Raw genomic sequence first — 25,937 nt, 5'->3', positions numbered from 1 at the left:
CGAACCCGGAAGCTAAGCCTCTCAGCGCCGATGGTACTGCCCCGGAGACGGGGTGGGAGAGTAGGACGCCGCCGGACAACTCTTCACCGAAAGGGCCCCCACCACCCGGTGGGGGCCCTTTCGGCATCTCGTCAGAACGGCAACGGACGGCCGATCAGCGCCGACGGATCTCCTTCGTCGTCGCGCCGACGTTGTCCGCCAGCCAGGCGTTGAGAGCCACCAGGTCCCGCCAGGCGTTGCGGACCTGCTCGAGGGCCTCACGCCCGTGCAGCCACTCGGCGAGGTCGAAGAGCCGGCCGGCGTGCAGGGACCGGTGCCGCAGCAGGTCCGCGCGGGCGTCGTCGCCGCCCAGGTCGTAGCCCCTGGGCACCCGGGTGAGCCGGTCGCCGTCGACGGACCAGCCGGCCGCGGCCAGGCGACCCACCTCGTCACGGAGCCGTCGGCCCTGGACGTCGTCCGCGACGGCCCGGCGGTAGCGCTCGACCTGGTCGGACTCCAGCCGCCACGCACCGCCGGCCACCCGCAGGCCCTCGGCGGAGATCTCGACGTACCAGGCGCCCGCGCCGCGGCCCTCCGGGTTGGCGACGGCGCCCTGGTGCGTCTTGTACGGCGTCTTGTCGTTGCTGAAGCGGACGTCCCGGTAGGGGCGGAAGAGCTTCGCCGGGCCGAACTCGGCGGCCAGCTCGTCGACGAGGGCCTGCATGGGAGCCTTGACGCAGGTGTCGTACACGGCGCGGTGCCGCGTCCAGTAGGTCTTGGAGTTGTCCGCCTCCAGGCCCTCGTAGAACACCAGGCCCTCGTCGGGGAAGCCCTGGAACGTCATGCGTCTCCTCCCAGGAGGGTGTGCCAGCGGACCTCGCGCAGCGGGACCCCGGCGGCGTCGAGGGTGCGGGCCCGGCCGTCCCGGTCCCACCCGGCCGACTCGAGGAAGCCGGCCGTGACCCGGTCGCCCTCGGGCACCCAGGCGGTCAGCCGCGCCGCACCGGTGCCGGCGGCCAGGTCGGCGACCGCGGCGAGCAGCCGGCTCCCGTGCCCACGCCGTCCCCACCGCGGCTCCACCAGGAGGACCGCGAGCTCGGTCGTCGGACCGGCCGGGTGCGGCTGCTCGCCGTCGGACAGTTCGGCGGGACCGAACGCGGCGAACCCGACCACCCGGCCGTCGTCGAGGGCGACCAGCACCCCGTGAGCCGCGGTGGGCGGGGCGGTGATCGCCGCGCGCCAGGCCGCCTCGGCGGCCGCGGCGTCCCAGCCCTCGAGCGCGGCAGGGGGCAGGACGTCGGCGTAGGCGGTGCGCCAGGTCTCGCCCTGCACGCGCGCCACCTCGGCGGCGTCCGCGGCGACGGCGGGGCGCACGGACACGTCCGCGGTGCCGGTCAGGCGCGGGAAGGCCGGGCGGGGGTCCACGCCGGGCAGCCTAGGTCGGGGAGCTCGGCGGCGGACCGTCACCGGTGCACGGCAGGATCGGCGGCGTGCCCGCCTCCGTCGCCGACCGGCTGCCCGCCGCCCTCGCCCGGCGCATCGCGCTGGCCGCGCAGGGCTTCGCCGACCCGCGTCCCACCGGGGTGGTCGACAGCCGGCAGTTGCGGCGGATGGTCGACCGGCTCGGCGTCGTGCAGATCGACTCGGTCAACGTGCTGTCCCGGTCGCACTACCTGCCGGCGTTCAGCCGGCTGGGCGCCTACCGCCGGGCGGTCCTCGACGACTTCACCGCCCGCCGGCACGAGCTGTTCGAGTTCTGGGCGCACGAGGCGTCCTTCCTCCCGGTCCGGCTGCACCCCTACCTGCGCTGGCGCATGGCCGCCGCCGAGGAGCACGCCTGGGGCTCGATGGTGCGCATCCAGCGCGAGCGGCCCGGCTACGTGGCCGAGGTGCTCGACCGGGTGCGGGACGGCGGTCCCACCAAGGCCAGCGACCTCGACGAGCCCCGCCCGGACCGGCCCGGGCAGATGTGGAACTGGCACGCCGGCAAGGTCGCCCTCGAGTGGCTCTTCTACACCGGCGTGCTCACGGCGCGGGCGCGCACGACGTCGTTCGAGCGGGTCTACGACCTCACCGAGCGGGTCCTGCCCGCCGCCGTCCTGCAGACGCCGACGCCGGACCCCGCCGACGCCGTCCGCGAGCTGGTGCGCACCGCCGCCCGCGCGCTCGGTGTGGCCACCGAGCGGGACCTGCGCGACTACTTCCGGCTGAAGCCGGCGCAGGCGCGGCAGGCGATCGCCGAGCTCGCCGACGCGGGGGAGCTGCTGCCGGTCGAGGTGGCCGGGTGGGGCGCGCCCGCCTGGCTGGACCCGGCCGCCCGCCGGCCGCGGTGGATCCGCGCCCGCGCGCTGCTGTCGCCGTTCGACTCGCTGGTGTGGGAGCGGCCGCGGGTCGAGCGCATCTTCGGCTTCCGCTACCGGCTGGAGATCTACACGCCCGCCGCGCAGCGGGTGCACGGCTACTACGTCCTGCCGTTCCTGCTCGGGGACCGCCTGGTGGCGCGGGTCGACCTCAAGGCCGACCGCCAGGCCGGCGTCCTGCGGGCGCAGGCCACCCACGCCGAGGACGGCGTCGACCGCGCGGAGGTCGCCGCCGCGCTGGCGGAGGAGCTGCGGCTGATGGCGGACTGGCTGGAGCTCGACGACGTCGCCGTGGCCGACCGCGGGGACCTCGCGGCCGACCTCACCTCCGCGCTGCCCGCCCCGCGCACCGTGGTCGCCTAGGCTCGACGCCCGTGGTGAGCAACGGACCGGTGGACACGCAGTACGAGGACCTCCTGCGGCGGATCCTCGAGACCGGCACGCCGAAGTCCGACCGCACCGGGACCGGCACGGTCAGCACCTTCGGCGAGCGGCTGCGCTACGACCTGTCGACGTCGTTCCCGCTGGTCACGACGAAGAAGGTGCACTTCCGGTCGGTGGCGGTCGAGCTGCTGTGGTTCCTGCGCGGCGACGGCAACGTCCGCTGGTTGCAGGAGCACGGCGTCACCATCTGGGACGAGTGGGCCGACGCGGACGGCGACCTCGGTCCGGTCTACGGCGTCCAGTGGCGCTCCTGGCCCACCCCCGACGGCGGCACGGTCGACCAGATCCAGGGCGTCCTCGACACGCTCCGCAAGGACCCCGACTCCCGGCGCATGGTCGTGTCGGCGTGGAACGTCGCCGCGCTGCCGGAGATGGCGCTGGCCCCCTGCCACGCGCTGTTCCAGTTCGCCGTCCACGACGGCCGGCTGTCCTGCCAGCTCTACCAGCGCAGCGCCGACATGTTCCTCGGCGTCCCGTTCAACATCGCCAGCTACGCGCTGCTGACCCGCATGGTCGCCGCGCAGGTCGGGTTGGAGCCGGGCGAGTTCATCTGGGTCGGCGGCGACTGCCACGTCTACAGCAACCACGTCGAGCAGGTCCGCGAGCAGCTCTCCCGCGAGGCACGGCCGTTCCCGACGCTGGAGATCGCCCCGGCGCCGTCGCTGTTCGACCACACCTTCGAGTCGTTCACCCTGCACGGCTACGACCCGCACCCGGCCATCCGCGCCGCCGTGGCCGTGTGACCGTGCGCAGGACTCGGCGCCGATGGGCATAGCCTGCATCTGGGCGCAGGCCCACGGCCGCGTCATCGGCGCCGGTGGCACCCTGCCCTGGCACCTGCCCGAGGACCTGCGGCTGTTCAAGCGCCTCACCGGCGGCGGCACCGTCGTCATGGGGCGGCGCACCTGGGAGTCGCTGCCCGCGCGCACCCGGCCGCTGCCGGGCCGGGTCAACGTCGTCCTCACCACCGACCCGGACTGGACCGCCGACGGCGCGCAGCGGGCCGGCTCGGTCGCCGGCGTGCTGGCCGCGCACCCGGACTGCTGGGTGATCGGCGGCGCGGCCGTCTACGCGGCGTTCCTCCCGCACGCGCACCGGCTGGTCGTCACGGACGTCGACCTGGCCGTCGACGGCGACACCCGCGCCCCCGTCCTCGACGACGGCTGGCGGCGCGTGTCCCGCACGCCGGAGGAGGGGTGGGCCACCTCGGCGACGGGCCTGCGGTACGCCGTCTCCGAGTTCCGCCGGGACGCTGCCGGGACCGGGACGCCCGCGGCCGGTCGGTAGATTCCTCCGCATGACCACCGACCCCGCCCGGCCGTTCGGACGCGTCGTCACGGCGATGGTCACCCCGCTCGCGGAGGACGGCTCGATCGACCTCGCCGGGGCCCAGGAGCTGGCCGCGCACCTGGTCGACCGGCAGGCCCACGACGGCCTCGTCGTCCTCGGCACCACCGGGGAGGCTCCCACGCTCAGCGACGGTGAGCAGCACGCCGTCCTCGAGGCGGTCATCGACGCGGTGGGCGACCGCGCCTCCGTGGTCGCGGGCGTCGGCACCAACGACACCGCGCACACCATCGACAACGCGCGCCGGGCCGAGCGGCTGGGCGCCGACGGCCTGCTCGTCGTCACCCCGTACTACAACAAGCCGCCGCAGGCCGGGCTGCTGCGCCACTTCACCGCGGTCGCCGACTCCACCGACCTGCCGGTGATGCTCTACGACATCCCGCCGCGCTCGGTCGTGCCGATCGAGGTGGAGACGCTGGTCCGCGCCGCCGAGCACCCGCGCATCGTCGCGGTGAAGGACGCCAAGGGCGACTTCGGCGCGCTCGCCTGGACGCTGGCCCGCACCGACCTCGCCTACTACTGCGGCGAGGACATGGTCAACCTGCCGATGCTGGCCCTCGGCGCCGTCGGCGTGGTGAGCGTCGTCGGCCACCTGGCCGGCCCCCGCCTCGCGGAGCTGATCGCCGCGGTCGAGTCCGGCGACCTGGCCAAGGCGCGCGAGGTCAACGAGACCCTGCTGCCGCTGTACACCGGCATCTTCCGCACCCAGGGCGTCATCATGGTGAAGGCGGCGCTGCGCGAGCTGGGGCTGCCCGCCGGCCCCGTGCGCCCCCCGCTCGTCGACGCCACGCCCGAGCAGATCGCGCAGCTGCGCGCCGACCTCGCCGACGGAGGCATCCCCCTGTGAGCCCTGTGAGCGCCACCCCGTGACCGTGAGCACCGCCGGCACCGCCGGTCAGCCGCACCTGGACCTCAAGACGCCGCCCCCGCTGCCCGCCGGCGGCCTGCGGGTCATCGCGCTGGGCGGGCTCGGCGAGATCGGCCGCAACATGGCCGTGGTCGAGTTCGACGGGAAGCTGCTGGTCATCGACTGCGGGGTGCTCTTCCCCGAGGCCGAGCAGCCCGGCGTCGACCTGATCCTCCCCGACTTCGGGGTCATCGAGCACCGCCTCGACGACGTCGTCGCCGTCGTCCTCACCCACGGGCACGAGGACCACATCGGCGCGATCCCCTACCTGCTGCGGCTGCGCGGGGACATCCCGCTGGTCGGCTCGCGGTTCACCCTCGCCCTGGTGGCGGCCAAGCTGCGCGAGCACCGGCTGGTGCCGACCCTCGTCGAGGTCGCGGCGGGCGACGACCACGTCGCCGGGCCGTTCCACTGCGAGTTCATCGCGGTGAACCACTCGATCCCCGACGCGCTGGCCGTCGCCGTGCACACGCCCGCGGGCGTGCTGGTGCACACCGGCGACTTCAAGATGGACCAGCTCCCGCTCGACGGCGTCCTCACCGACCTCGGCGCCTTCGCCCGGCTGGGCCTCGAGGGCATCGACCTGCTGCTGGCCGACTCCACCAACGCCGAGATCCCCGGGTTCGTCACCCCCGAGCGGTCGATCGGGCCGGTGCTCGAGGACGTCTTCCGCCGCGCCACCCAGCGGCTGATCGTCTCCAGCTTCGCCAGCCACGTGCACCGCATCCAGCAGGTGCTCGACGCCGCCGAGATGCACGGCCGCAAGGTCGCCCTGGTCGGCCGCTCGATGGTCCGCAACATGGGCGTCGCCCGGGACCACGGCCTGCTGCGGGTCGCGCCGGGGCTGATGGTGAGCCTGGACGAGGCGACGAGCATGCCGCCGGAGCAGGTGGTGCTCATCAGCACCGGCTCGCAGGGCGAGCCGCTGTCCGCGCTCGGGCGCATGGCCCGCGGCGAGCACCACCAGGTCACCATCGAGGCCGGCGACACCATCGTGCTCGCCTCCTCGCTGGTGCCCGGCAACGAGACCGCCGTCTACAAGGTCATCAACGGGCTGGCCCGGCTCGGCGCCACCGTCGTGCACAAGGAGACCGCCCGCGTGCACGTCTCCGGGCACGCCCCCGCCGGCGAGCTGCGGACGCTGCTCAACGTCGCCAAGCCGCGTTACCTCATGCCGGTGCACGGGGAGTGGCGGCACCTGCGGGCGCACGCCGCGCTGGCCGAGGAGACCGGCATGACCGCCGACCGGGTCCTGCTCGCCGAGGACGGCGTGGTGGTGGACCTGGTCGACGGCAAGGCGTCGATCACCGGGTCGGTGCCGGTGGGCAACGTCTACGTCGACGGGCTCAACGTGGGCGACGTCGGCGAGGAGTCGCTGCAGGAGCGGCGCATCCTCGGCGACGAGGGCTTCGTGGCGCTCACCGTGGTGATCGAGCCCTCGACGGGCACGATCGTCCGGCCGGTGCACCTGTCCACCCGCGGCTTCTCCGACGACCCGAGTGCCTTCGACGAGGTGCTGCACCTGGTCGAGGACAACCTCAAGCGGGACCTCGCCGACGGTCAGCGCGACGCCCACCGGCTGTCGCAGACGATCCGCCGGACGGTCGGCAAGTGGGTGTCCGACACCCACCGCCGCCGCCCGATGATCATCCCGACCGTCCTCGAGGTGTGATCCCGGCGGTCTGAACGGGGCGGCGGCCGCGGCCGTACCCCCTCGTGAGCGGCGCCCGGCTGGCGGGCGCCGCGGACCGAGGGGACTGCCATGCGACCCACGACCCTGCGCGCCGGCACCGCGGCCGGCGCGTCGGCGTTCGCCCTGCTGCTGCTCACCGCGACCCCGGCCGCGGCCGGCGGCCCGGGCTCCTCCGGCGGGAGCGGCGTCACGACCACCGCCGACGGGAGCCCCGGCTCCCTGCGCGCCGCGGTGCAGGCGGCCAACGCCGCCGGCTCGGGCACGATCGTGCTGTCCGACCGCACGTACCGCCTCGCGCTGTCCGGCCAGGACGACACCGCGGCCGCCGGCGACCTCGACGTCACCGGCCGGCTCGTCGTCGAGGGGCGCGGTGCCACCGTCGACGCAGCCGGCCTGGACCGGGTGTTCGACGTCCGGCCCGGCGGCTCGCTGACGCTGCGGGGCACCACCGTCACGGGCGGCGTGGCCCCCGGCGCGCCGGGCGCCTCCGGCGGCGCCTCCGGCGGCGGCGTCCTCAACGCCGGGACCCTCGTCCTCGACCGCAGCACCGTCACCGGCAACACCGCCGCCCGCGCCGGCGGCGGCATCGAGGCGGTCGCCGGGTCGGCGACGACCGTCACCCGCTCGACGCTGTCGCACAACACCACGGGCGCGGGCCCGGGCAACGGCGGCGGCCTGCACCTGACCGGCGCCGGCACCGTGCACGTCGACCGCAGCACGGTCACCGGCAACACCGCCGCGACCGAGGGCGGGGGGCTGTGGAACTCCGCGGCCGGGACCATGACCGTCACCCACACGACCATCCGCGCCAACACCGCGCCCACCGGCCCGGACGTGTTCCAGGACGGCGCCGGCACCGGCTTCACCGTCGACGGGCGCACCGTCCCCGGCGAGGCCTGATCCGGGGAGGGGGCGTCGGGCACGGGGGTCGGCGCCCCCTCTCCCTCAGAAGTCGGAGCGGACCACCACGTCGCCGTCGGCGTCGACCACCTCGAAGCCGACGGCGTCGGCGCGCAGCACCGAGGAGTTGAGGTTGCAGCGCAGCTCGACTCCGCCGACGCCGAGGAACTCCCCTGCGGGCACCTCGCGCCCGGCGTCGTCGGTGACCGCGACGCGGTAGACCTCGCCGTCCTCGAACCCGGTACCGGTCAGTTTCACCTCCACGCCCCAGGTGTGCGGCACCAGGTCCGCGCGCGCCTGCACGCCGGGAGCCACGGCCTGGACCGCGACCGGCTCGAGCGGGGGCGGGTCGGGCACCGGCCGCACCAGCCAGCCGACGGCGCCACCGGCCGCGGCCACCCCGGCCACCGCCGTGGCCGCCAGCACCCGTCGGCGCGTCCCCGCCCGCCGCAGCGGGAGCACCCGCCGCCGTTCCTCCTCGGCGATCCGGCCGAGCACGCGGGCGCCGAGGTCCGGCGGGGGAGTGGGGGTGGCGTCGAGCGCGTCGGGGTCGACGCGGGCCAGCCGCGCGGCCAGCGGCTCGATCTCGGCGAGCTCGGCGCGGCAGCCGGGACATCCGTCGAGGTGGGCGCGCACGCGGTCACGCTCGGCCGGCCCGAGGGCACCCAGCGCGTAGGCGCCGAGCAGCTCGCGCAGCTCCCGGTGCTCGTCCCCGCGCGGACCGCTCACGGCTCGACCCCCATCTCGTCGAGGGCCAGGCGCAAGGCCTTGAGCCCGTAGAACACCCGGCTGCGGACCGTCCCGACCGGCACGCCGAGCTCAGCGGCCACCTCTGCGTGCGGCCGGCCGCGCAGGTGCGTCTGCACGATCGCCGTCCGGTGCTCCTCGCTGATCCGGCGCAGCGCCTCCTCGACCACCCAGGCGTCCACCAGCGCCTCGTCGGCGGCAGCCACGGGCGGCGCGTCGGACGCCGCGTCGTCGGTCAGCTGCCGCTGCCACGGCCGGACGGCGAACCGGCGGGCCTCGTCGACCACCACGTTGCGGGCGATGGCGAACAGCCACGTGCGCAGGCTCGCCAGCTGCGGGTCGAACGAGCCGGAGGCGCGCCAGGCGCGGAGGAACACCTCCTGGACGACGTCCTGCGCCGCGCCGCCGTCGCCGAGCTGGCGCAGCGCGAAGCGGTAGAGCTCGGCGCCGTGGGCGGCGTAGGCCGCCCGCACGTCCAGCGGTGCCGCCGGTGCCCGCCTGGCCATCCGCGCCTCCTCCCGGGTCCCCCGTCCCGAGGACGTACGCACGCCGGGCCGCGGCGGTTCACCGGACGACGGTCACCGGCGCGATCCCCTCCTCCGGCAGCGTGAAGCCCCAGACCTGCGCGTAGAAGGACAGCTCCCCGTCGAGGGCGGCGCGGATGTTCTCCGCACGCCGGAAGCCGTGCTGCTCGCCGTCGAACAGCAGGTAGGCGTGCGGCACGCCCTTCTCCCGCAGCGCCGCGACCATCACCTCGGCCTGCTCCGGCGGGACGACGCGGTCCTCGGCGCCCTGGAACACCGCCAGCGGGGTGTCCAGCGCGTCGACCTGCGTGATCGGCGAGCGCTCGGCGTACACGTCGGCGCCCTCGGGCCACGGCGCGACCAGCCCGTCGAGGTAGCGGGACTCGAACTTGTGCGTGTCCGAGGCCAGGGCGCCCAGGTCGGCCACGCCGAAGTGGCTGGCGCCGGCGGTGAAGACGCCCGGCCGCAGGGTGAGCGCGGCCAGCGTCGTGTAGCCGCCGGCCGAGCCGCCGCGGATGGCCATGCGGGCGGGGTCCACCCGGCCGGCGTCGGCGAGGTGCTGCGCGCAGGCGACGACGTCGTCGAGGTCGACGACGCCCCACCGGCCCTGCAGCGCGTCGCGGTAGCGGCGGCCGTAGCCGGTGGAGCCGCGGTAGTCGACGTGCGCGACGCAGAAGCCGCGCGAGGTGAAGTACTGGATCTCCAGGTCCAGCACGCGCGGGTGGGCCGACGTCGGCCCGCCGTGCACCATCACGATCAGCGGCGGCAGGTCCCCCTCGGGCGCGCGGGCCTCCGGGTTCTCCGGCGGGTAGACCGCGGCGTGCGCCTCGGCGATGCCGGTGCCGCGCTCCTCGGTCGGGAAGGTCAGGTGCTCCGGCGCGGAGAACCACGCCGGGTCCAGCCCGAGGTCGCGCGCCGGGCGCAGCACCTCGCTGCGCCCGGAGAGGTCCGCGCGCAGCACGACCGGCTCGCTCGCCGGGCTGCCGGCCACGCAGACGACGCCGTCGCCGTGCGCGGTGAGGTACCGCAGGGCGGTCCACCCGGGCAGCGGCACCTCCCGCGTGGTCCCGTCGGCCTCGACGACGACCAGCCGGTCCCCGCCCTCGCCGCCGGCCGCGGCGACCACCCGGCCGCCGGGCAGCAGGACGAACCGGCGGGCGCCGAAGACCCACTGCGGCCCGGCGATCTCGGTGCCGGTGTCGAGGACCAGCTCCGCCCCGCCGCCCGGCCGCCACCGCCACAGCGACCACACGTCGGTCCGGTCGCAGCAGAACCACAGGGTGCCGTCGTCGGCCCAGGTGGGCTGCACCGCCGACTCGCCCGGGCCGCCCGCGACCACGGTCTCGGTGCCGTCGGCGGCGCGGACGACCAGCTGCGCGGCGTCCCAGGGCATGTCCGGGTGGTCCCACTGCAGCCAGGCCAGCTGCCCGTCCGGGCCGGGCCGGGGGTCGGAGACGAAGTCCGGCCCGCCGACCAGCACCTCGGCGGTGCCGTCCGGCGCCAGCCGCACCACCTCGTCGACGACGTCGGACGCGGTGCCGGAGGCGGCGTGCGTCTCGCGGACGGCGAGCAGCGCGCCACCGGCGTCCGGGGTCAGGTCGGCGTACCGCACCCCGGCCGGCAGGTCCGGCTCGGGCGTGACGGCGACCGGGCCGTCGTCGCCGGGGGACAGCCGGTACAGCCGCTGGTCGTCGAAGTGGGTGAACCACAGCGTGCCGCCGGCGACCGTCCACGCCGCCCCGCCGTACTCGTGCACCCGGGTGCGGGCGTTCCAGGGGGAGGGGAGGGCGTCGGTCGTGGTGCCGTCGGCCGAGCGCCGGACCAGCGCCGACCGGCCGCCCTCGCCGGGGCGTGACTCGGACCACCAGACGTCGCCGCCGTCGACGGCGACCTCGCCGAGGCGCGCCGCCGCGCGGACGACGAGTGCCGAGGTGACCGGGGTCGGCCAGCTGCCGTACGGGACGGGGGAGGAGGTCGGCATGCAGCGACCGTAGGCCGGGGACACGAGCACGCGCCTTCCTGGGAGGACGCCGGCCGGCGGCTACCGTCGACACATGCCTGCCCGCACCACGCCCTCGCGCCGGCCGGCCGGCTCGGCCCCGAAGGGCCGGTCCGGGTCGACGGCCTCCGGCAAGCGGCCGGCCTCGCGCACGCCCGCCCGCAACGGCAACCGCAAGCCGCCCGCCCGCAGACCCGCCCCCAAGCAGGGGCCGGGCGCGGCGGCGGGCGCGTTCCGGGCGGCCGCGGGTGCCTGGTCCCTGCTCGCCCGCGGCGCCGGTGGGCTGGCCCGCTCGATCGCCCGCCCGGAGGAGGCCGAGCCGCTGGCCCCCGAGCACCGCCGCGACGGGGCCGGCCTCGCCGTCCTCGGGCTCGCCGTCGTCCTCGGCGCCGCCGCGTGGTTCGACGGCATCGGCCCCGTGGGCGCCGGCCTCGCCGACGGCGTCCGCTGGATCGTCGGCTCCCTGCTCGTGGTGCTGCCGGCGCTGCTGTTCCTCGTCGCGCTGCGGCTGCTGCGCCGCGCCCCGCGTCCGGAGGCCCGCGGCCGGCTGGCCATCGGCTGGGTGTGCGCCACGCTCGCGGTGCTCGGCATCGCGTCCGTCGTCGGCACCCCCGCCGACCCGATGGCCGGCGAGCCCGGCTCGGGCGGCCTGGTCGGCTGGGCGGTCGGGACGCCGCTGACCGCGGGCCTCGGCGCCGTCGTCGCCGTCGTCCTGCTCTCCCTGCTCGCCGTCTTCGCGCTCCTGGTGCTCACCGGGACCCCGCTGCACCAGGTGCCCGAGCGGCTGCGCGAGCTCGTCGGCCGGGGCGGCGACGAGGAGTGGGACGAGGACGGCTACGACGAGGACTGGGCCGAGGAGGAGCCGGCCGAGCCGGTCAGACCGCGCCGCTCCAAGCGCGCGGCGCTGGCCGAGGCGCTCGCCGAGGGCGACTCGCCCGACCTCACCACGGGCCCGATCGACCACGTGCCGACCGCGGACGTGCGGGAGGCCGTCCGGCACGAGCCCGCCCCCGAGCCGGCGCCCGCCGCGGGCCGGCGGCCCGCCGTCGTCGACCGGACGGCGCCGCCGGAGGAGCTCCCGCCGGTCGAGGAGCCCCAGCAGCTGGTCATCGAGCCGGTCGAGGGCGACTACGTGCTGCCCTCGATCAACTCGCTGCGCCCGGGCACGCCGCCGCGGGCCCGCTCCCAGGCCAACGACGCCGCCATCGAGGCGATCACCGGCGTCCTCGAGCAGTTCAACGTCGACGCCGCCGTCACCAGCTTCACCCGCGGCCCGACGGTCACCCGCTACGAGATCGAGCTCGGCCCCGCGGTCAAGGTCGAGAAGATCACCGCGCTGACCAAGAACCTCGCGTACGCGGTCGCCAACGACAACATCCGCATCCTCGCCCCGATCCCGGGCAAGTCCGCGGTCGGCGTCGAGGTGCCCAACACCGACCGCGAGACCGTCAGCCTCGGCGACGTCATGCGCTCGAACGTGGCCAAGCAGGACCCGCACCCGATGCTCGTGGGCCTGGGCAAGGACATCGAGGGCGGCTTCGTCTGCGCCAACCTCGCGAAGATGCCGCACCTGCTGGTCGCCGGCGCCACCGGCTCCGGCAAGTCCAGCTGCGTCAACTCGGTGCTGGTGTCGCTGCTGCTGCGGGCCACGCCCGACCAGCTGCGGATGATCCTGGTCGACCCGAAGATGGTCGAGCTCACGCCCTACGACGGCATCCCGCACCTGATCACGCCGATCATCACCGACCCGAAGAAGGCGGCCACCGCGCTGGCCTGGCTGGTCGAGGAGATGGAGCAGCGCTACCAGGACATGCGGGCGTCCGGCGTCCGGCACATCGACGACTTCAACCGCAAGGTCGAGCGCGGCGAGATCGTGGCGCCGCCGGGCAGCGAGCGGGTCTACCGGCCCTACCCCTACATCCTCGCGATCGTCGACGAGCTCGCCGACCTCATGATGGTCGCCCCGCGCGACGTCGAGGAGTCGATCGTCCGCATCACCCAGAAGGCGCGCGCGGCCGGCATCCACCTCCTGCTCGCCACCCAGCGGCCGTCCGTCGACGTCGTCACCGGCCTCATCAAGGCCAACGTGCCCTCGCGGCTGGCGTTCTCCACCTCCAGCCTCACCGACAGCCGGGTCATCCTCGACCAGCCCGGCGCGGAGAAGCTGATCGGCATGGGCGACGCCCTGTTCCTGCCGATCGGCGCCGGCAAGCCGATCCGCGTGCAGGGCGCCTACGTGTCCGACGCCGAGATCGAGGCGGTCGTCGAGTTCACCAAGCGCCAGGCCGAGCCGGAGTACCGCGAGGAGGTCTTCAGCGCCGCGCAGGGCGAGAAGAAGGAGATCGACGAGGACATCGGCGGGGACCTGGACCTCCTGTGCCAGGCGGTCGACCTCGTCGTCACGAGCCAGTTCGGCTCGACGTCGATGCTGCAGCGCAAGCTGCGGGTCGGCTTCGCCAAGGCCGGCCGGCTCATGGACCTCATGGAGACCCGGGGCGTCGTCGGCCCGTCCGAAGGCTCCAAGGCCCGCGACGTGCTGGTCAAGCCCGACGAGCTCGAGTCGGTCCTGTTCACACTGCGTGGCGGGACCCTGCCCACGGAGGCGTGAGCGCCGCGGCCGAGGCGGCGTGCGGCGGCCCTCCTGCGGGGGCCCGCGGCGTCCCCGTGAGCCGTGGGGGCCAGGACGTTCCTTCGACTACGATGGGCCGGTGACAGCTCCGCCCAGCCCTGCCCGCACGGTGGCGGTGGTGACCCTCGGCTGCGCCCGCAACGAGGTCGACTCGGAGGAGCTGGCCGGCCGCCTGGCCGCCGACGGCTACCGACTGGTCGAGGACCCCGAGGGCGCCGACGCCGTCCTGGTCAACACCTGCGGGTTCATCGAGTCGGCGAAGAAGGACTCGGTCGACGCCGTCCTCGCGGCCACCGACAGCGGCGCCGAGGTGGTCGCCGTCGGGTGCATGGCCGAGCGCTACGGCTCCGAGCTGGCCGAGGCGCTGCCCGAGGCCACCGTCCTCGGCTTCGACGACTACGCCGCGATCGGCGACCGGCTCGACGACGTCCTCGCCGGCCGGCCGCTGGTCCCGCACGCGCCGCGCGACCGCCGCACGCTCCTGCCGATCAGCCCGGTCGCCCGCACCGCCGCGGCCGCCTCCGCGGAGGCCCCGGCCATCCCCGGCCACGGCTGGGTGCAGCGCCGCCGGCTGGCCTCCGGCCCCTCCGCCGCGCTCAAGCTCGCCTCCGGCTGCGACCGGCGGTGCGCCTTCTGCGCCATCCCGACCTTCCGCGGCTCGTTCGTCTCCCGGCCCCCGGCCGAGGTCCTCGGCGAGGCCCGCTGGCTGGCCGAGCAGGGCGTGACCGAGCTGGTGCTGGTCAGCGAGAACTCCACCTCCTACGGCAAGGACCTCGGCGACCTGCGCTCGCTGGAGCGGCTGCTGCCGCAGCTGGCCGCGGTCGAGGGGATCGCGCGGGTGCGGGTGGCCTACCTGCAGCCGGCCGAGCTGCGCCCGGGCCTGCTCGAGGTCATCGCCGCGACCGACGGCGTCGCGCCCTACTTCGACCTGTCGTTCCAGCACTCCTCGCCCGGCCTGCTGCGCCGGATGCGCCGGTTCGGCGGCACCGACGACTTCCTCGCCCTGATCGAGCGCGCCCGGTCGCTGGCGCCCACGGCCGGGTTCCGCACCAACGTCATCCTCGGCTTCCCGGGGGAGACCGAGGACGACGTCGCCGAGCTCGAGCGCTTCCTCACCGAGGGCCGCCTCGACGCCGTCGGGGTCTTCGGCTACTCCGACGAGGAGGGCACCGAGGCGATCGGCCTGCCGGGCAAGCTCGGCCGGGCCGAGATCGACGCCCGCGTCCGGCGGATCACCGACCTGGTCGAGGAGCTCACCGCCCAGCGCGCCGAGGACCGCGTCGGCGAGCGCGCCGAGGTGCTGCTCACCGAGGACCTGTCCGCGGAGGAGGGGCCGGGCGTCTGGGCCGGCCACGCCGCGCACCAGGACCCCGACGCCGACGGCACGACCACGGTGACCCGCGTCCCCGCCGACGCCCGGCCCGGGCAGCTGCTCACGGCCGAGGTGGTCGGCACCGAGGGCGTCGACCTGGTCGCGGCCGCCCTCGAGCCCGCCGCCCTCCCGGCCGGGCGGTGACCGCGCGGTGAGCGCCGTCCTGCCGGACCCGGCGGCGACCCCGCCGCAGTCGGCCAGGCTGGTCAACCTGCCGAACGCGCTCACCGTCCTCCGGCTGGCCCTGGTGCCGGTGTTCGCCGTCCTGCTGCTGTCCGACGGCGGCATGGACGACGACCGCCGCGTGTGGGCGACGGTGTTCTTCGCGCTGGCGATCATCACCGACCGCTACGACGGGCTCATCGCGCGCCGCACCGGCCAGGTGACCGAGTTCGGCAAGCTCGCCGACCCGATCGCGGACAAGGCGCTCACCGGGACCGCGCTGGTCGGGCTGTCGGTGCTCGGGCTGCTGCCCTGGTGGGTGACGCTGACCATCCTCGTCCGCGAGGTCGGCGTGACCCTGCTGCGGTTCTGGGTCATCCGGCACGGCGTCATCGCCGCCAGCCGCGGCGGCAAGGCCAAGACCGTCGTCCAGGCCCTGGCCATCGGGCTGTACACGCTGCCGCTGACCGGGGCGCTGGCCAGCGCCCGCTGGTGGGTCATGGCGGCCGCGGTCGCGCTCACGCTGGTCACGGGCCTCGACTACGTCTACCGGGCGCTCACCCTGCGCCGCTCCAGTGCGCGGGCCGGGCGCGCCGCCGCCGCGCGGCGTGCCGCCGGGCCCACCGGCTCGGTCACCGACACCGCGGCGTAGTCGCCGGGAAGGCCGCGCCCGCCTGCGGTGTTACGCCATGAGCGGACGCGTCCGCGCCGGCTCGGTCCCGGGTGGGCGGGCCGCGTACCGTGGGCGCACGGCACCCGGGGGTGCCGCCGCTCTTCCCTCTGCCAGACAGGAGACGGCCATGACGCTGCTGCGCACCCAGCTCGGGCGGACCCTGCGCGGTCACCGGCTGCAGCAGCGGCGCACGCTGCGCGACGTCTCCGGTGCCGCCCGGGTGAGCCTGGGCTACCTCTCCGAGGTGGAGCGCGGGCAGAAGGAGGCCTCCTCCGAGCTGCTCGCCTCCATCTGCGACGCCCTCGACGTCGAGCTCGCCGACCTGCTCGCCGAGGTCAGCTCCGGCCTGCGGGGTGCCGACACCCGCGTCCGCCCGCTGGCGCCCACCGCCCCCGCCGAGGAGGCCGCGGACGAGCCGGCCGCCACGTCGGCGCCCGCCGCCGAGGCCGCGCCCGCCGCCGAGCCCGCGCTCGCGCTGGTCGGCGCCGGGGCGCCGGCCCGCGCCGGGCTGCGGGCCGTCTCGCTCGCCGCGTAGCCGCCCACGGCGGGGGGAGAGCCGCCCCGCCGTGGTGCCGGGCGTCGCGCCGCCGGGCGTGGCAGGGTGACCACGGGGGACCGCCCACCGCCGGGCGGTGGGCTGCTCCGGGCACAGACGGAGGTCGCCGTGCGGTACCTGTTCCGGCCACCGGGGACCGAGGGTGCCCGGCTGCTCTCCCTGCCCTGGCACCAGCCGCTGGAGGAGTGGGACCCGGACCTGCTGCTCGAGGTCCCGCAGCGCGGCATCTCCCGGCACGTCGTCCGCTTCGTCGCCGAGCAGGGGCAGGTCTTCGCCCTCAAGGAGATCGCCGAGCCGCTGGCGCGGCACGAGTACGCGCTGCTCGGCGAGTTCGAGGAGGAGGGCCTGCCGGCGGTCTCGGTGCTCGGCGTCTGCGTGGACCGGCCCGGCGGCCAGGACGCGATCCTGGTGACCCGGTACCTCGAGTACTCGATGTCCTACCGCTACCTGTTCTCGCGGCCCAGCGCCCGGCAGTCGGTGGACCAGCTCATGGACACCATGGTGGTGCTGCTCGTGCGGCTGCACCTGGCCGGCGTCTTCTGGGGTGACTGCTCGCTGTCCAACACCCTGTTCCGGCTGGACGCCGGGGCGCTGGCCGCGCACCTGGTCGACGCCGAGACCGCCGAGCGGCACCCGCAGCTGTCCCGCGGCCAGCGCCACTACGACCTCGACCTCGCGCGCGAGCGGGTCGGCGCGGAGCTGCTGGACCTGCAGTTCGGCGAGCTCCTGCCCGAGGGCGTGGACCCCATCGAGGTGGCCGAGAGCCTGCCCCTCCGCTACGAACGGCTGTGGGACGAGGTCACGCGCGAGGAGGTCTTCCACCCCGACGAGCAGCGCTACCGGGTGGCCGAGCGGCTGCGACGGCTCAACGACCTCGGGTTCGACGTCGGCGAGGTCGAGCTCGTCACCTCCGACGAGGGCGCCCGGCTCCGGGTCGAGACGCGGGTCTCCTCCCCGGGCCAGCACCGGCGGGAGCTGTTCCGGCTCACCGGCCTGGAGGTGCAGGAGAACCAGGCCCGCCGGCTGCTCAACGACCTGCGCTCCTACCGCGCCTACCTCGAGCAGAGGACGGGCCGGCCGGTGCCGCAGGCCGAGGCCAGCACCCGCTGGCTGACCGAGGTGTACCAGCCGGTCGTCGACGCGGTCCCGAAGGAGCTCGCCGGGCGCCTGGCGCCTGCCGAGGTGTTCCACGAGGTGCTCGAGCACCGGTGGTTCCTGTCCGAGCAGGCCGGCCGCGACGTCGGGGCGACGAAGGCCACGCGGTCCTACATCGACAACGTCCTCTCCCGGACCCCCGAGGAGATCACCACGCCGTCGGTCATCGCCCGCCGGACCTGAGCGGACCCCGCCCCTCCTGCAGGTCACGGCCGGTTAACGGCCGGGTTGCGCGCTCCTGTGATCAGGGCCACGGTACGAGCACGCGGTGATCGTCGGTGCTCGCCGAAACGGAGGCGATGAGTCTTGTCCATCGCAGGAGGACAGATCCCGGAGACCGGAGCGGACCGGCCACCCCGGAGCCGGCGCAGACGGCGCCGTGCACTGGGCAGCGCGGCCACCGCCGCCGTGGTCGCGTCCACGCTGGCCGCCTGCGGTGGCGGCGGGGGAGACAGTGCGACCCCGACCCTGACCTGGTACATCAACCCCGACTCGGGCGGCCAGGCGACGATCGCCGAGCGCTGCTCCGAGGAGTCGAACGGGGCCTACACGATCGAGGTGTCCCAGCTCCCCCGTGACTCGCCCCCCCAGCGCGAGCAGCTGGTCCGCCGGCTGGCGGCCGAGGACCAGTCGATCGACCTCATGAGCCTCGACGTCATCTTCCCGCCGGAGTTCGCCCAGGCGGGCTTCCTCGCCCCCGTCCCGGAGGACGTCGCGCAGGAGGTCAGCGAGGGCGTGTTCCAGGGCGCGCTGGACTCCGCCACCTGGGACGGCGAGCTCGTCGCGGTCCCCTTCTGGTCCAACACCCAGATCCTCTGGTACCGGAAGTCGGTGGCCGAGGCCGCGGGTCTCGACATGACCCAGCCGGTGACCTGGGACCAGCTGATCGAGGCCGCGGAGGGCCAGGACAAGCTGCTCGGCGCCCAGGGCCGGCGGTCGGAGTCCCTGATGGTGTGGTTCAACGCGCTCCTGGAGTCCGCCGGCGGCCAGTACATCGTGGAGAGCGGGGAGGGCCCGGAGGACATCCAGTTCGGCCTCTCCACCCCCGAGGCCGACCGCGCCGCCGAGGTGATGGCCGCCGTCGCCAACTCCTCCGCGGTGGCCCCCGGGTTCACCACGTCCAACGAGGACACCAACGCGAGCGACTTCGAGGGCGAGGACGCCGGCTTCATGGTCAACTGGCCGTTCGTCTACGCCCAGGCCCTCAGCAAGGTCGAGGCCGGGACGCTGGACCAGTCGGTGCCCGACGACTACGGCTGGGCGCTGTACCCCGCCGTCGACGAGGGCACGCCGAGCGCACCCCCCCTCGGCGGGATCGACATCGGCGTGTCGGCGTTCAGCCGGTACCCCGACCTCGCCTACGACGCGGTCACCTGCATCGTCCAGGACGAGAACCAGGCCGAGTACATGGTGACCAACGGCAACCCGGCGTCGTCGATCGCGGTCTACGACGACCCCGAGGTGCAGGAGGCCTACCCGATGTCCGAGACCCTCCGCGAGTCCTTCGAGCTGGCGGCGTCCCGCCCGCTCACGGCCTACTACAGCGAGGTCCTGGGGTCCTTCCTCCGCGAGTTCCACCCACCGGGCTCGGTCGACGACCAGACCGGTGAGCGCACGGAGACCCTCACCCAGGCCATCCTGTCAGGGGAGCAGCTGCTATGAGTCAGACGACGCTGCCGCCGGTCGAGAAGACCCAGCCCGTCTCGGCGCCCCGCGGCACGATCAGCGACCGGTCCCGGGCCGAGCGCAAGCTCGGCTGGATGCTGGCCGGCCCGGCCTTCGTGGTCATGTTGCTGGTGACCGCCTACCCGATCGTCCAGGCGGTCTACTACTCGCTGTTCAACTACCGGCTCACCGACCCCGAGAACCGGTCGTTCACCGGTCTCAGCAACTACTGGGTGATCCTCACCGACGGCGTGTGGTGGCAGTCCATCCTCGTCACCGTGATCATCACGGTGGTCACGGTGGCCGTCGAGCTGGTGCTCGGCTTCGCCCTGGCCCTGGTGATGGCCAAGGCCCTCAGCTCGATCCGCCCGCTGGTCCGGGCCGCCATCCTGATCCCCTACGCGGTGATCACGGTCGTGTCGGCCTACGCCTGGGCGTTCGCCTTCCGGATCAACACCGGCTTCGTCAACAGCTGGTTCGCCTGGCTGCCGGGCGTCAGCGACACCACCGACTGGTTCGGCGGCCAGGGCACCTCGCTGTTCGTGATCTGCCTGGCCGAGATCTGGAAGACGACGCCGTTCATCTCGCTGCTGCTCCTGGCGGGCCTGGCCCAGGTCCCGGAGGTGCTGCAGGAGGCGGCCAAGGTCGACGGCGCCACCTGGTGGCAGCGGATGTGGCGGGTCACCATCCCCAACATGAAGGCCGCCATCATGGTGGCGCTGCTGTTCCGGACCCTGGACGCGTTCCGGATCTTCGACAGCATCTTCATCATGACCGCCGGCGCGAACAACACCGAGTCGGTCTCGTTCCTCGCCTACCGGCAGACGATCTCCCGGGTGGAGATCGGCCTCGGCTCGGCCGTCTCCGTGCTGCTGTTCCTGTCGGTGGTGCTCATCGCCTTCAGCTTCATCAAGGGATTCCGGGTCGACCTGGCCCAGGCACGAGGGGAGCGCTGATGTCGACCAAGGAGAAGACCTGGTGGTGGATCGGCGGCGCCCTGATCGTCATCTACTGCCTGTTCCCGATCGCCTGGATCGTCTCGCTGTCGTTCAAGACCACGGCGGACATCGCCAACAAGTCGTTCCTGCCGTCGGCCTGGACGTGGGAGAACTACTCGACGATCCTCACCGGCTCGGGGAGTGACCTGTTCCTGCCGGCACTGCGCAACAGCTTCGGGATCTGCCTGATCGCGACGTTCATCTCGTGCATCCTGTCGATGTTCGCCGCGTACGCGATCGCCCGGCTGGACTTCCCCGGGAAGAGGCTGATCCTCGGCACCGCGCTCGCGGTGGCCATCTTCCCGGTCATCTCGATCGTCACGCCGCTGTTCAACCTGTGGCGGCAGATCGGGCTGTACGACACCTGGCCGGGCCTGATCATCCCCTACCTGTCGCTGACCCTGCCGATCTCCATCTGGACCATGTCGGCGTTCTTCCGGGAGATCCCCTGGGAGATGGAGCAGGCGGCCCAGGTCGACGGCGCGACCACCTGGCAGGCGTTCCGCAAGGTGATCGTCCCGCTGGCCGCACCCGGGGTGTTCACCACGGCGATCATCGCCTTCTTCATCGCCTGGAACGACTTCGCGTACGGCATCTCGCTCACCTCGACGAACGCCGCCCGCCCCGTCCCGGCCGCGCTCGGCCTGTTCTCCGGCGCGACCCAGTTCCAGGACCCCACGGGCGCCATCGCCGCCGCGGCGGTGATCGTCACCATCCCCGTCGTCGTCCTGGTGCTCCTCTTCCAGCGGCGCATCGTCGCCGGTCTCACCAACGGCGCGGTCAAGGGCTGACCCGGCCGTGCCCCCCATCCCGCCGACCCATCGAGGGGACGAGATCTGATGGCCTCCATCGAGATGAAGAACATCGTCAAGCAGTACGGGGACGGCTACCCGGCCGTGAACGACGTCAGCCTGGACATCGCCGACGGCGAGTTCATGATCCTGGTCGGCCCGTCCGGCTGCGGGAAGTCGACGCTGCTGCGGATGATCGTCGGGCTCGAGGACATCACCAGCGGCGACATGATCATCGGCGGCAAGCGCGTCAACGAGCTGGCGCCGCGCGAGCGCAACCTGTCGATGGTCTTCCAGAACTACGCGCTGTACCCGCACATGACGGTGTTCGAGAACATCGCCTTCCCGCTGCGGCTGTCCAAGACGCCCGACGACGAGGTCCGCCGCCGGGTGAACGAGGCCTCCGACGTGCTCGAGCTCAAGGAGCACCTCGAGCGCAAGCCGGCGAACCTCTCCGGTGGTCAGCGGCAGCGCGTCGCGATGGGGCGGGCCATCGTGCGCCAGGCCGAGGCGTTCCTCTTCGACGAGCCGCTGTCCAACCTCGACGCCAAGCTGCGCGGCCAGATGCGCACCGAGATCAGCCGGCTGCAGCGCCGGCTGGGCATCACGACCGTCTACGTCACCCACGACCAGACCGAGGCGATGACCCTCGGCGACCGGGTCTGCGTCCTGCGCAAGGGGAAGATCCAGCAGGTCGCCTCGCCGCGGGAGCTCTACGAGCAGCCGGTCAACCTCTTCGTCGCGGGCTTCATCGGCTCCCCGCCGATGAACTTCCTCCCGGCGACGCTGGAGGGCAACGCCCTGCAGACGCCGTTCGGGCGGGTGGAGCTCGACGAGCGGCGTGTCGCCGCCGTGCGGGGGCGCGACCTGCTGCTGGTCGGCATCCGGCCGGAGTACTTCGAGGACGCCTCGCTGGTCGACGAGGCCAAGCGGCCGCTCGGGTCGATCTTCCGCGCCCGCGTCGACGTGACCGAGTGGCTGGGTGACTCGCAGTACGCCTACATCCCCTACGAGGCGCCGGAGGCGATCACCAGCCAGTTGCGCGACCTGTCCCGGGAGCTGGACTCCGAGGAGCTGCGCACCCAGGCGATCGTGTCGATCGACGCGACCAGCCGCATCCGCGAGGGCCGCGAGGCGGAGTTCTGGCTCGACAGCCGGAAGATCCACGTCTTCGACCCGCAGACCGGTGAGAACCTGACCCGCGACGCCGAGGCCGGCGCCCGGCTCACCCAGCTCGCCGAGGAGGACAGGGTCGAGCAGGTGCAGGACGCGCAGGCCACCGGGCAGACCGTCGGCTCCAGTGTCATCGCCGGGACCACCGGGCCGTCCGGGACCTCCGGGTCGTCCGGGGCCCACCGGGCCGGCGCCTGAGGGGGGACCGGACCCTCCTCGTGGACCGCCGCCGCCGCCCGTGGTGGCGGACGGCGGTGGTCTACGAGGTCTACCTGCGCAGCTTCGCGGACGGGACCGGGGACGGGCTGGGCGACGTGCCCGGCCTGCGCGGTCGGCTTCCGTACCTGGCCGACCTCGGCGTCGACGCCCTGTGGGTCACCCCCTGGTACCCCTCTCCCATGGCCGACGGCGGGTACGACGTCGCGGACTACCGTGACGTCGACCCGCGTTTCGGCACCCTGGCCGACGTCGACGCGCTGCTGGGTGACGCGCACGCGCTGGGGCTGCGCGTCGTCGTCGACCTGGTCGCCAACCACACCTCGGCCGAGCACCCGTGGTTCCGGGCCGCCCTCGCCGGGGGACCGGCGGCGCCGGAGCGGGCGCGCTACTTCTTCCGGGACGGTCGCGCGGGCGGCACGGAACCACCCAACGACTGGATCAGCGCGTTCGGCGGGCCGGCGTGGACCCGGGTCCCCGACGGCCAGTGGTACCTGCACCTGTTCGCCCCCGAGCAGCCCGACCTGGACTGGACGTCGCCGGACGTGCAGGAGGAGTTCGACGGCATCGTGCGGTTCTGGCTCGACCGCGGGGTGGACGGGATCCGCGTCGACGCGGCGCCGGCGATGGCCAAGGTGCCCGGCCTGCCCGACGCCGGGCACGGCCCCGGCGCGGTCTTCGCCAGCACCGAGTGGGTGGACAACCCGCACTGGGACGTCGACGAGGTGCACGAGGTCTTCCGCCGCTGGCGGCGCATCGGCGACACCTACGACGGCGACCGGCTGTTCGTCTCCGAGGCCGTGGTCAACGGGCCCGAGCGGCTGGCCCGCTACGTGCGCCCGGACGAGCTGCACACCACCTTCAACTTCGACTACCTCAGGGCGCCGTGGGACGCCGCGGCCCTGCGCGCGGTGGTCGACGGCACCCTCGCGGCGCTCACGCCGGTCGGCGCCCCCGCCACCTGGGTGCTGTCCAGCCACGACGAGACCCGGCACGTCACCCGCTTCGGCCGGGCGCACAGCGGCGCCGCCGTCATGGGCTTCGACGCGGCCGGGCCCGCGGACCTCGCGCTGGGGCTGCGGCGGGCGCGCGCCGCGGCGCTGCTGACGCTCGCCCTGCCCGGCGGTGCGTACCTGTACCAGGGGGAGGAACTCGGCCTCCCCGAGGTCGAGGACCTGCCCGAGGACACGCTGCAGGACCCCACCTGGGAGCGGTCGGGGCGCACCGCGCGCGGCCGGGACGGCTGCCGGGTGCCCCTGCCGTGGTCGGGGGACCGGCCGCCCTTCGGCTTCGCACCCGTGGGCGTCGCCCCGTGGCTGCCCCAGCCCGCGTCGTGGCGGGGCCTCACCGTCGAGGCCCAGCGGGACGACCCGTCGTCCACGCTCTCGCTGTACCGGGCGGCCCTGCGGCTGCGCCGCGAGCTCCTGGCCGAGGAGCCGCTGACCTGGCTGGACCTCGGCGCCGACGTCCTGGCCTTCGACCGCGGGCCGGCGCTGCGCTGCGTGGTCAACCTGTCCGCGGAGCCGGTCCCGCTGCCCGGGCTCGGGCGGGTGCTGCTCACCAGCGCCGGAGCCGGCGGCGACCTGCCGCCCGACACCGCCGCCTGGCTGACGCCGGGATAGGGGGCGTCAGCCGCGGGCGGCGGCCAGCTCGGCGGCGGTGGGCGGGTCCGCGCCGACCCGCGTGCAGGTGAGCGCGGCGGCCAGCGCGGCGTCGTCGACCAGGCGCAGCAGGTCGTCGTCGGACAGCGCCTCCAGCGCCGCGCGCGAGGTGACCCCGGTGGCCAGCAGGCCGGCGAAGAACCCGGCCGCGAGGGTGTCCCCGGCGCCGACGGTGTCGGCGACGGTCACCCGCGGCGGCTCCCGGTGCAGCAGCGGCCGGCCCGGGCGGGCGATCCGCAGCGGCGCCCCGCCGTCGGTGAGCAGCACCAGCGCCGGCCCGCGGCCGGCCCAGCGCTGCGCGGTGGCGTCGAGGTCGGCGGTGGCGTCGGGCTCCAGCCAGCCGAGGTCCTCGGCGCTGACCTTGACCAGGTCGGCGACGGCGACCAGCCGGTCGAGCCGGGCCCGGACGGTGCCGGGGTCGTTGCCCAGCGTGGCGCCGACCCGCCCGCCGGCCAGCATCGGGCGCAGGTTGGGGTCGACGCTGACCAGCGCGCGGCCGGTGAGCCGCTCGGCCAGCCGGGCGATCGCGTCGCACCCGGGCGGGGTCCAGCTCGAGATGGAGCCGACGTGCAGCACCGCCGTCGCCTCCGGGACGACGGCGGCCAGCTCCTCGTCGGTCCACTGCCAGTCGGCGGCGCCCTGCACGTGGAAGCCGTAGTCGGCGGACCCGTCCGGACCGAGCCCGACGACGGCGAGGCTCACCGGCTCGGTCGCGGGCACCATGCCGCGGGTGTCGACGCCGGACAGCTCCGCGTGGCGCCGCAGCGCCGGGGCCAGCGGGCCGGTGCCGAGGCGGGCCAGCAGCGCCACCGGGGCGCCCAGCCGCCCCGCGGCGACGGCCACGTTGAGCGCGTTGCCCCCCGGCCGCGCCACGTACTGCGGCGCGGTGCCCTCGGGACCGGCGTCGGCGTCCGGGACCGGCAGCAGGTCGACGACGAGCTCGCCGAGGACGGTGAGGGTGGGGACGGCGCTGTCCATCGGCCGACCCTAGCCCGGTCCGGCCCGGTCCTCCGGGGATCCCCGGACGGGGGACGCCGGCCGCGACCGGGGACGTCCCTGTTGGCCGGGACACCGGTCCTGCTGGGACGATGACGGGGAGGACCGCCGTGGCACCGCGGCGGTGCGGGAGCCAGGAGGCGGCGCGGGACCGCGCCGGAGCAGGAGGAGCCCACCATGCCCAACCCGATCGTCAAGCTCTGGCGGTACCTGACCGCGTCGGCCAACGCGCAGATCGACCAGCGGGCGGACCCGAAGATCCAGATCCAGCAGGCGATCGAGGCCGAGCAGCAGCGGCACCAGGCGCTGGCCAACCAGGCCGCCGCCGTCCTCGGCAACCAGCGGCAGCTCGAGATGCGGCTGAACCGGCAGCTCGGCGAGGTGGAGAAGCTGCAGGCCTCGGCCCGCCAGGCGCTGGTGCTGGCCGACCAGTCCCTCGGGCGCGGGGACGCGGCCAAGGCCGCCGAGTACGAGCAGGCCGCGCAGGCGTTCGCCACCCAGCTGGTCGCCGCGGAGCAGGCGATGGAGGACCTCAAGCGCAGCCACGACGAGGCGCTGCAGGCCGCCGAGCAGGCGCGCGGCGCGGTCGAGCAGAGCCGCATGCGGCTGCAGACGACGCTGGCCGAGCGCACCAAGCTCATGAGCCAGCTCGAGCAGGCCAAGATGCAGGAGCACGTGGCCGCCTCGATGCGCCAGGTGAACGAGCTGTCCGCGCCGGGCAACACCCCGAGCCTGGCCGAGGTCCGCGACAAGATCGAGGCCCGCTACGCCAACGCGCTCGGCCAGGCCGAGCTCGCGCAGACCTCCGTCGAGGGCCGCATGCTCGAGGTGCAGAAGGCGACCCTCGACGTCGCCGGCGCCTCCCGGCTGGAGCAGATCCGCGCGGCGATGGGCGGGCCGGCCGCCGTCGAGGGCGGCACCGGAGCGGCCGGGGCGATCGGCCCGGGGACGGCGTCGCCGTCGTTCGAGTAGACCGAGCAGGCCGCCCAC

The 25,937-nt window shown here is 74.7% G+C and carries 23 protein-coding genes and 1 rRNA gene; 18 read left to right on the top strand and 6 right to left on the bottom strand.

Annotated features, from left to right (window positions below):
• Positions 1-77 (top strand): 5S ribosomal RNA (gene rrf / locus ACI8AB_RS22275); the annotation flags it as partial.
• A gap of 77 nt (positions 78-154) precedes the next feature.
• Here the strand turns inward: rrf and ACI8AB_RS22270 are convergent.
• Positions 155-823: a DUF2461 domain-containing protein gene (locus ACI8AB_RS22270; protein ID WP_456951929.1), complete on the bottom strand. Its 669-nt coding sequence runs from the start codon at positions 821-823 to the stop codon at positions 155-157.
• Entirely contained in the window at positions 820-1,404 is a 585-nt protein-coding gene (locus tag ACI8AB_RS22265) for an N-acetyltransferase family protein (RefSeq protein WP_456951928.1), read from the bottom strand. Before ACI8AB_RS22265 ends, ACI8AB_RS22270 begins: the two co-directional genes overlap by 4 nt.
• Positions 1,405-1,469: 65 nt before the next feature.
• Here ACI8AB_RS22265 and ACI8AB_RS22260 point away from each other — a divergent pair, with 65 nt between their 5' ends.
• The 6 genes from ACI8AB_RS22260 (at position 1,470) to ACI8AB_RS22235 (ending at position 7,630) form a co-directional block, all read left to right on the top strand.
• A complete protein-coding gene (locus tag ACI8AB_RS22260) occupies positions 1,470-2,702 on the top strand; it encodes a winged helix-turn-helix domain-containing protein (RefSeq protein ID WP_456951927.1) in 1,233 nt (410 codons plus the stop codon).
• Positions 2,703-2,713: 11 nt separating this feature from the next.
• Positions 2,714-3,526, top strand: coding sequence for a thymidylate synthase (locus ACI8AB_RS22255; RefSeq protein ID WP_456951926.1), 813 nt, complete (start codon positions 2,714-2,716; stop codon positions 3,524-3,526).
• Between the two features lie 22 nt (positions 3,527-3,548).
• Positions 3,549-4,070, top strand: coding sequence for a dihydrofolate reductase (locus ACI8AB_RS22250; RefSeq protein ID WP_387994247.1), 522 nt, complete (start codon positions 3,549-3,551; stop codon positions 4,068-4,070).
• 10 nt (positions 4,071-4,080) lie between these two features.
• Positions 4,081-4,977, top strand: a complete 897-nt coding sequence (gene dapA / locus ACI8AB_RS22245; RefSeq protein ID WP_456951925.1) for a 4-hydroxy-tetrahydrodipicolinate synthase — start codon at positions 4,081-4,083, stop codon at positions 4,975-4,977.
• Between the two features lie 25 nt (positions 4,978-5,002).
• A complete protein-coding gene (locus ACI8AB_RS22240; RefSeq protein WP_456951924.1) occupies positions 5,003-6,709 on the top strand; it encodes a ribonuclease J in 1,707 nt (568 codons plus the stop codon).
• Between the two features lie 90 nt (positions 6,710-6,799).
• Positions 6,800-7,630, top strand: a complete 831-nt coding sequence (locus tag ACI8AB_RS22235; RefSeq protein ID WP_456951923.1) for a right-handed parallel beta-helix repeat-containing protein — start codon at positions 6,800-6,802, stop codon at positions 7,628-7,630.
• Between the two features lie 45 nt (positions 7,631-7,675).
• Here ACI8AB_RS22235 and ACI8AB_RS22230 read toward each other — a convergent pair whose 3' ends face one another.
• From ACI8AB_RS22230 to ACI8AB_RS22220, 3 genes are read right to left on the bottom strand one after another with little or no spacing between them, the layout of a single operon-like run.
• Positions 7,676-8,359: a zf-HC2 domain-containing protein gene (locus ACI8AB_RS22230; protein ID WP_456951922.1), complete on the bottom strand. Its 684-nt coding sequence runs from the start codon at positions 8,357-8,359 to the stop codon at positions 7,676-7,678.
• Positions 8,356-8,883 (bottom strand): sigma-70 family RNA polymerase sigma factor, encoded by a 528-nt coding sequence (locus tag ACI8AB_RS22225; protein WP_387994262.1) that lies wholly within the window; start codon positions 8,881-8,883, stop codon positions 8,356-8,358. The genes ACI8AB_RS22230 and ACI8AB_RS22225 overlap by 4 nt, the downstream gene beginning before the upstream one ends.
• 58 nt (positions 8,884-8,941) lie before the next feature.
• Positions 8,942-10,882 carry a dipeptidyl-peptidase 5 gene (locus tag ACI8AB_RS22220; protein WP_456951921.1) on the bottom strand — a complete coding sequence of 647 codons (1,941 nt, stop codon included), beginning with the start codon at positions 10,880-10,882 and terminating at the stop codon, positions 8,942-8,944.
• Between the two features lie 73 nt (positions 10,883-10,955).
• On the opposite strand from ACI8AB_RS22220, the gene ACI8AB_RS22215 reads away from it, so the two are divergent.
• The 10 genes from ACI8AB_RS22215 (at position 10,956) to ACI8AB_RS22170 (ending at position 23,912) form a co-directional block, all read left to right on the top strand.
• The gene (locus ACI8AB_RS22215) at positions 10,956-13,508 is read left to right on the top strand and encodes a DNA translocase FtsK (protein WP_456951920.1); all 2,553 of its coding nucleotides are present in this window, start codon (positions 10,956-10,958) and stop codon (positions 13,506-13,508) included.
• Between the two features lie 100 nt (positions 13,509-13,608).
• Positions 13,609-15,045, top strand: a complete 1,437-nt coding sequence (locus tag ACI8AB_RS22210) for a MiaB/RimO family radical SAM methylthiotransferase (protein ID WP_456951919.1) — start codon at positions 13,609-13,611, stop codon at positions 15,043-15,045.
• 7 nt (positions 15,046-15,052) lie between these two features.
• Complete coding sequence (gene pgsA, locus ACI8AB_RS22205; protein WP_456951918.1) at positions 15,053-15,715, top strand: CDP-diacylglycerol--glycerol-3-phosphate 3-phosphatidyltransferase; 663 nt, start codon at positions 15,053-15,055, stop codon at positions 15,713-15,715.
• Positions 15,716-15,863: 148 nt separating this feature from the next.
• Positions 15,864-16,271 carry a helix-turn-helix domain-containing protein gene (locus ACI8AB_RS22200; protein WP_456951917.1) on the top strand — a complete coding sequence of 136 codons (408 nt, stop codon included), beginning with the start codon at positions 15,864-15,866 and terminating at the stop codon, positions 16,269-16,271.
• Between the two features lie 129 nt (positions 16,272-16,400).
• Positions 16,401-17,630, top strand: coding sequence for a DUF4032 domain-containing protein (locus tag ACI8AB_RS22195; protein WP_387993725.1), 1,230 nt, complete (start codon positions 16,401-16,403; stop codon positions 17,628-17,630).
• Between the two features lie 225 nt (positions 17,631-17,855).
• Entirely contained in the window at positions 17,856-19,109 is a 1,254-nt protein-coding gene (locus ACI8AB_RS22190; protein ID WP_456951916.1) for an extracellular solute-binding protein, read from the top strand.
• Positions 19,106-20,068 carry a carbohydrate ABC transporter permease gene (locus ACI8AB_RS22185; RefSeq protein WP_456951915.1) on the top strand — a complete coding sequence of 321 codons (963 nt, stop codon included), beginning with the start codon at positions 19,106-19,108 and terminating at the stop codon, positions 20,066-20,068. The genes ACI8AB_RS22190 and ACI8AB_RS22185 overlap by 4 nt, the downstream gene beginning before the upstream one ends.
• The gene (locus ACI8AB_RS22180; protein ID WP_456951914.1) at positions 20,068-20,901 is read left to right on the top strand and encodes a carbohydrate ABC transporter permease; all 834 of its coding nucleotides are present in this window, start codon (positions 20,068-20,070) and stop codon (positions 20,899-20,901) included. The genes ACI8AB_RS22185 and ACI8AB_RS22180 overlap by 1 nt, the downstream gene beginning before the upstream one ends.
• Before the next feature lie 48 nt (positions 20,902-20,949).
• Positions 20,950-22,272: an ABC transporter ATP-binding protein gene (locus ACI8AB_RS22175; RefSeq protein ID WP_456951913.1), complete on the top strand. Its 1,323-nt coding sequence runs from the start codon at positions 20,950-20,952 to the stop codon at positions 22,270-22,272.
• A gap of 20 nt (positions 22,273-22,292) precedes the next feature.
• The gene (locus ACI8AB_RS22170) at positions 22,293-23,912 is read left to right on the top strand and encodes a glycoside hydrolase family 13 protein (protein ID WP_456951912.1); all 1,620 of its coding nucleotides are present in this window, start codon (positions 22,293-22,295) and stop codon (positions 23,910-23,912) included.
• 6 nt (positions 23,913-23,918) lie between these two features.
• On the opposite strand, the gene ACI8AB_RS22165 is transcribed toward ACI8AB_RS22170, so the two are convergent.
• Positions 23,919-24,929 (bottom strand): PfkB family carbohydrate kinase, encoded by a 1,011-nt coding sequence (locus ACI8AB_RS22165; protein WP_456951911.1) that lies wholly within the window; start codon positions 24,927-24,929, stop codon positions 23,919-23,921.
• 195 nt (positions 24,930-25,124) lie between these two features.
• On the opposite strand from ACI8AB_RS22165, the gene ACI8AB_RS22160 reads away from it, so the two are divergent.
• The gene (locus ACI8AB_RS22160) at positions 25,125-25,919 is read left to right on the top strand and encodes a PspA/IM30 family protein (RefSeq protein WP_456951910.1); all 795 of its coding nucleotides are present in this window, start codon (positions 25,125-25,127) and stop codon (positions 25,917-25,919) included.
• The last annotated feature ends 18 nt before the right edge of the window (positions 25,920-25,937 follow it).

Source organism: Geodermatophilus sp. SYSU D00698 (assembly GCF_054050335.1).
Note: the sequence above shows the minus strand (reverse complement) of the source record. Positions and strands in the feature narration are given on the sequence as shown.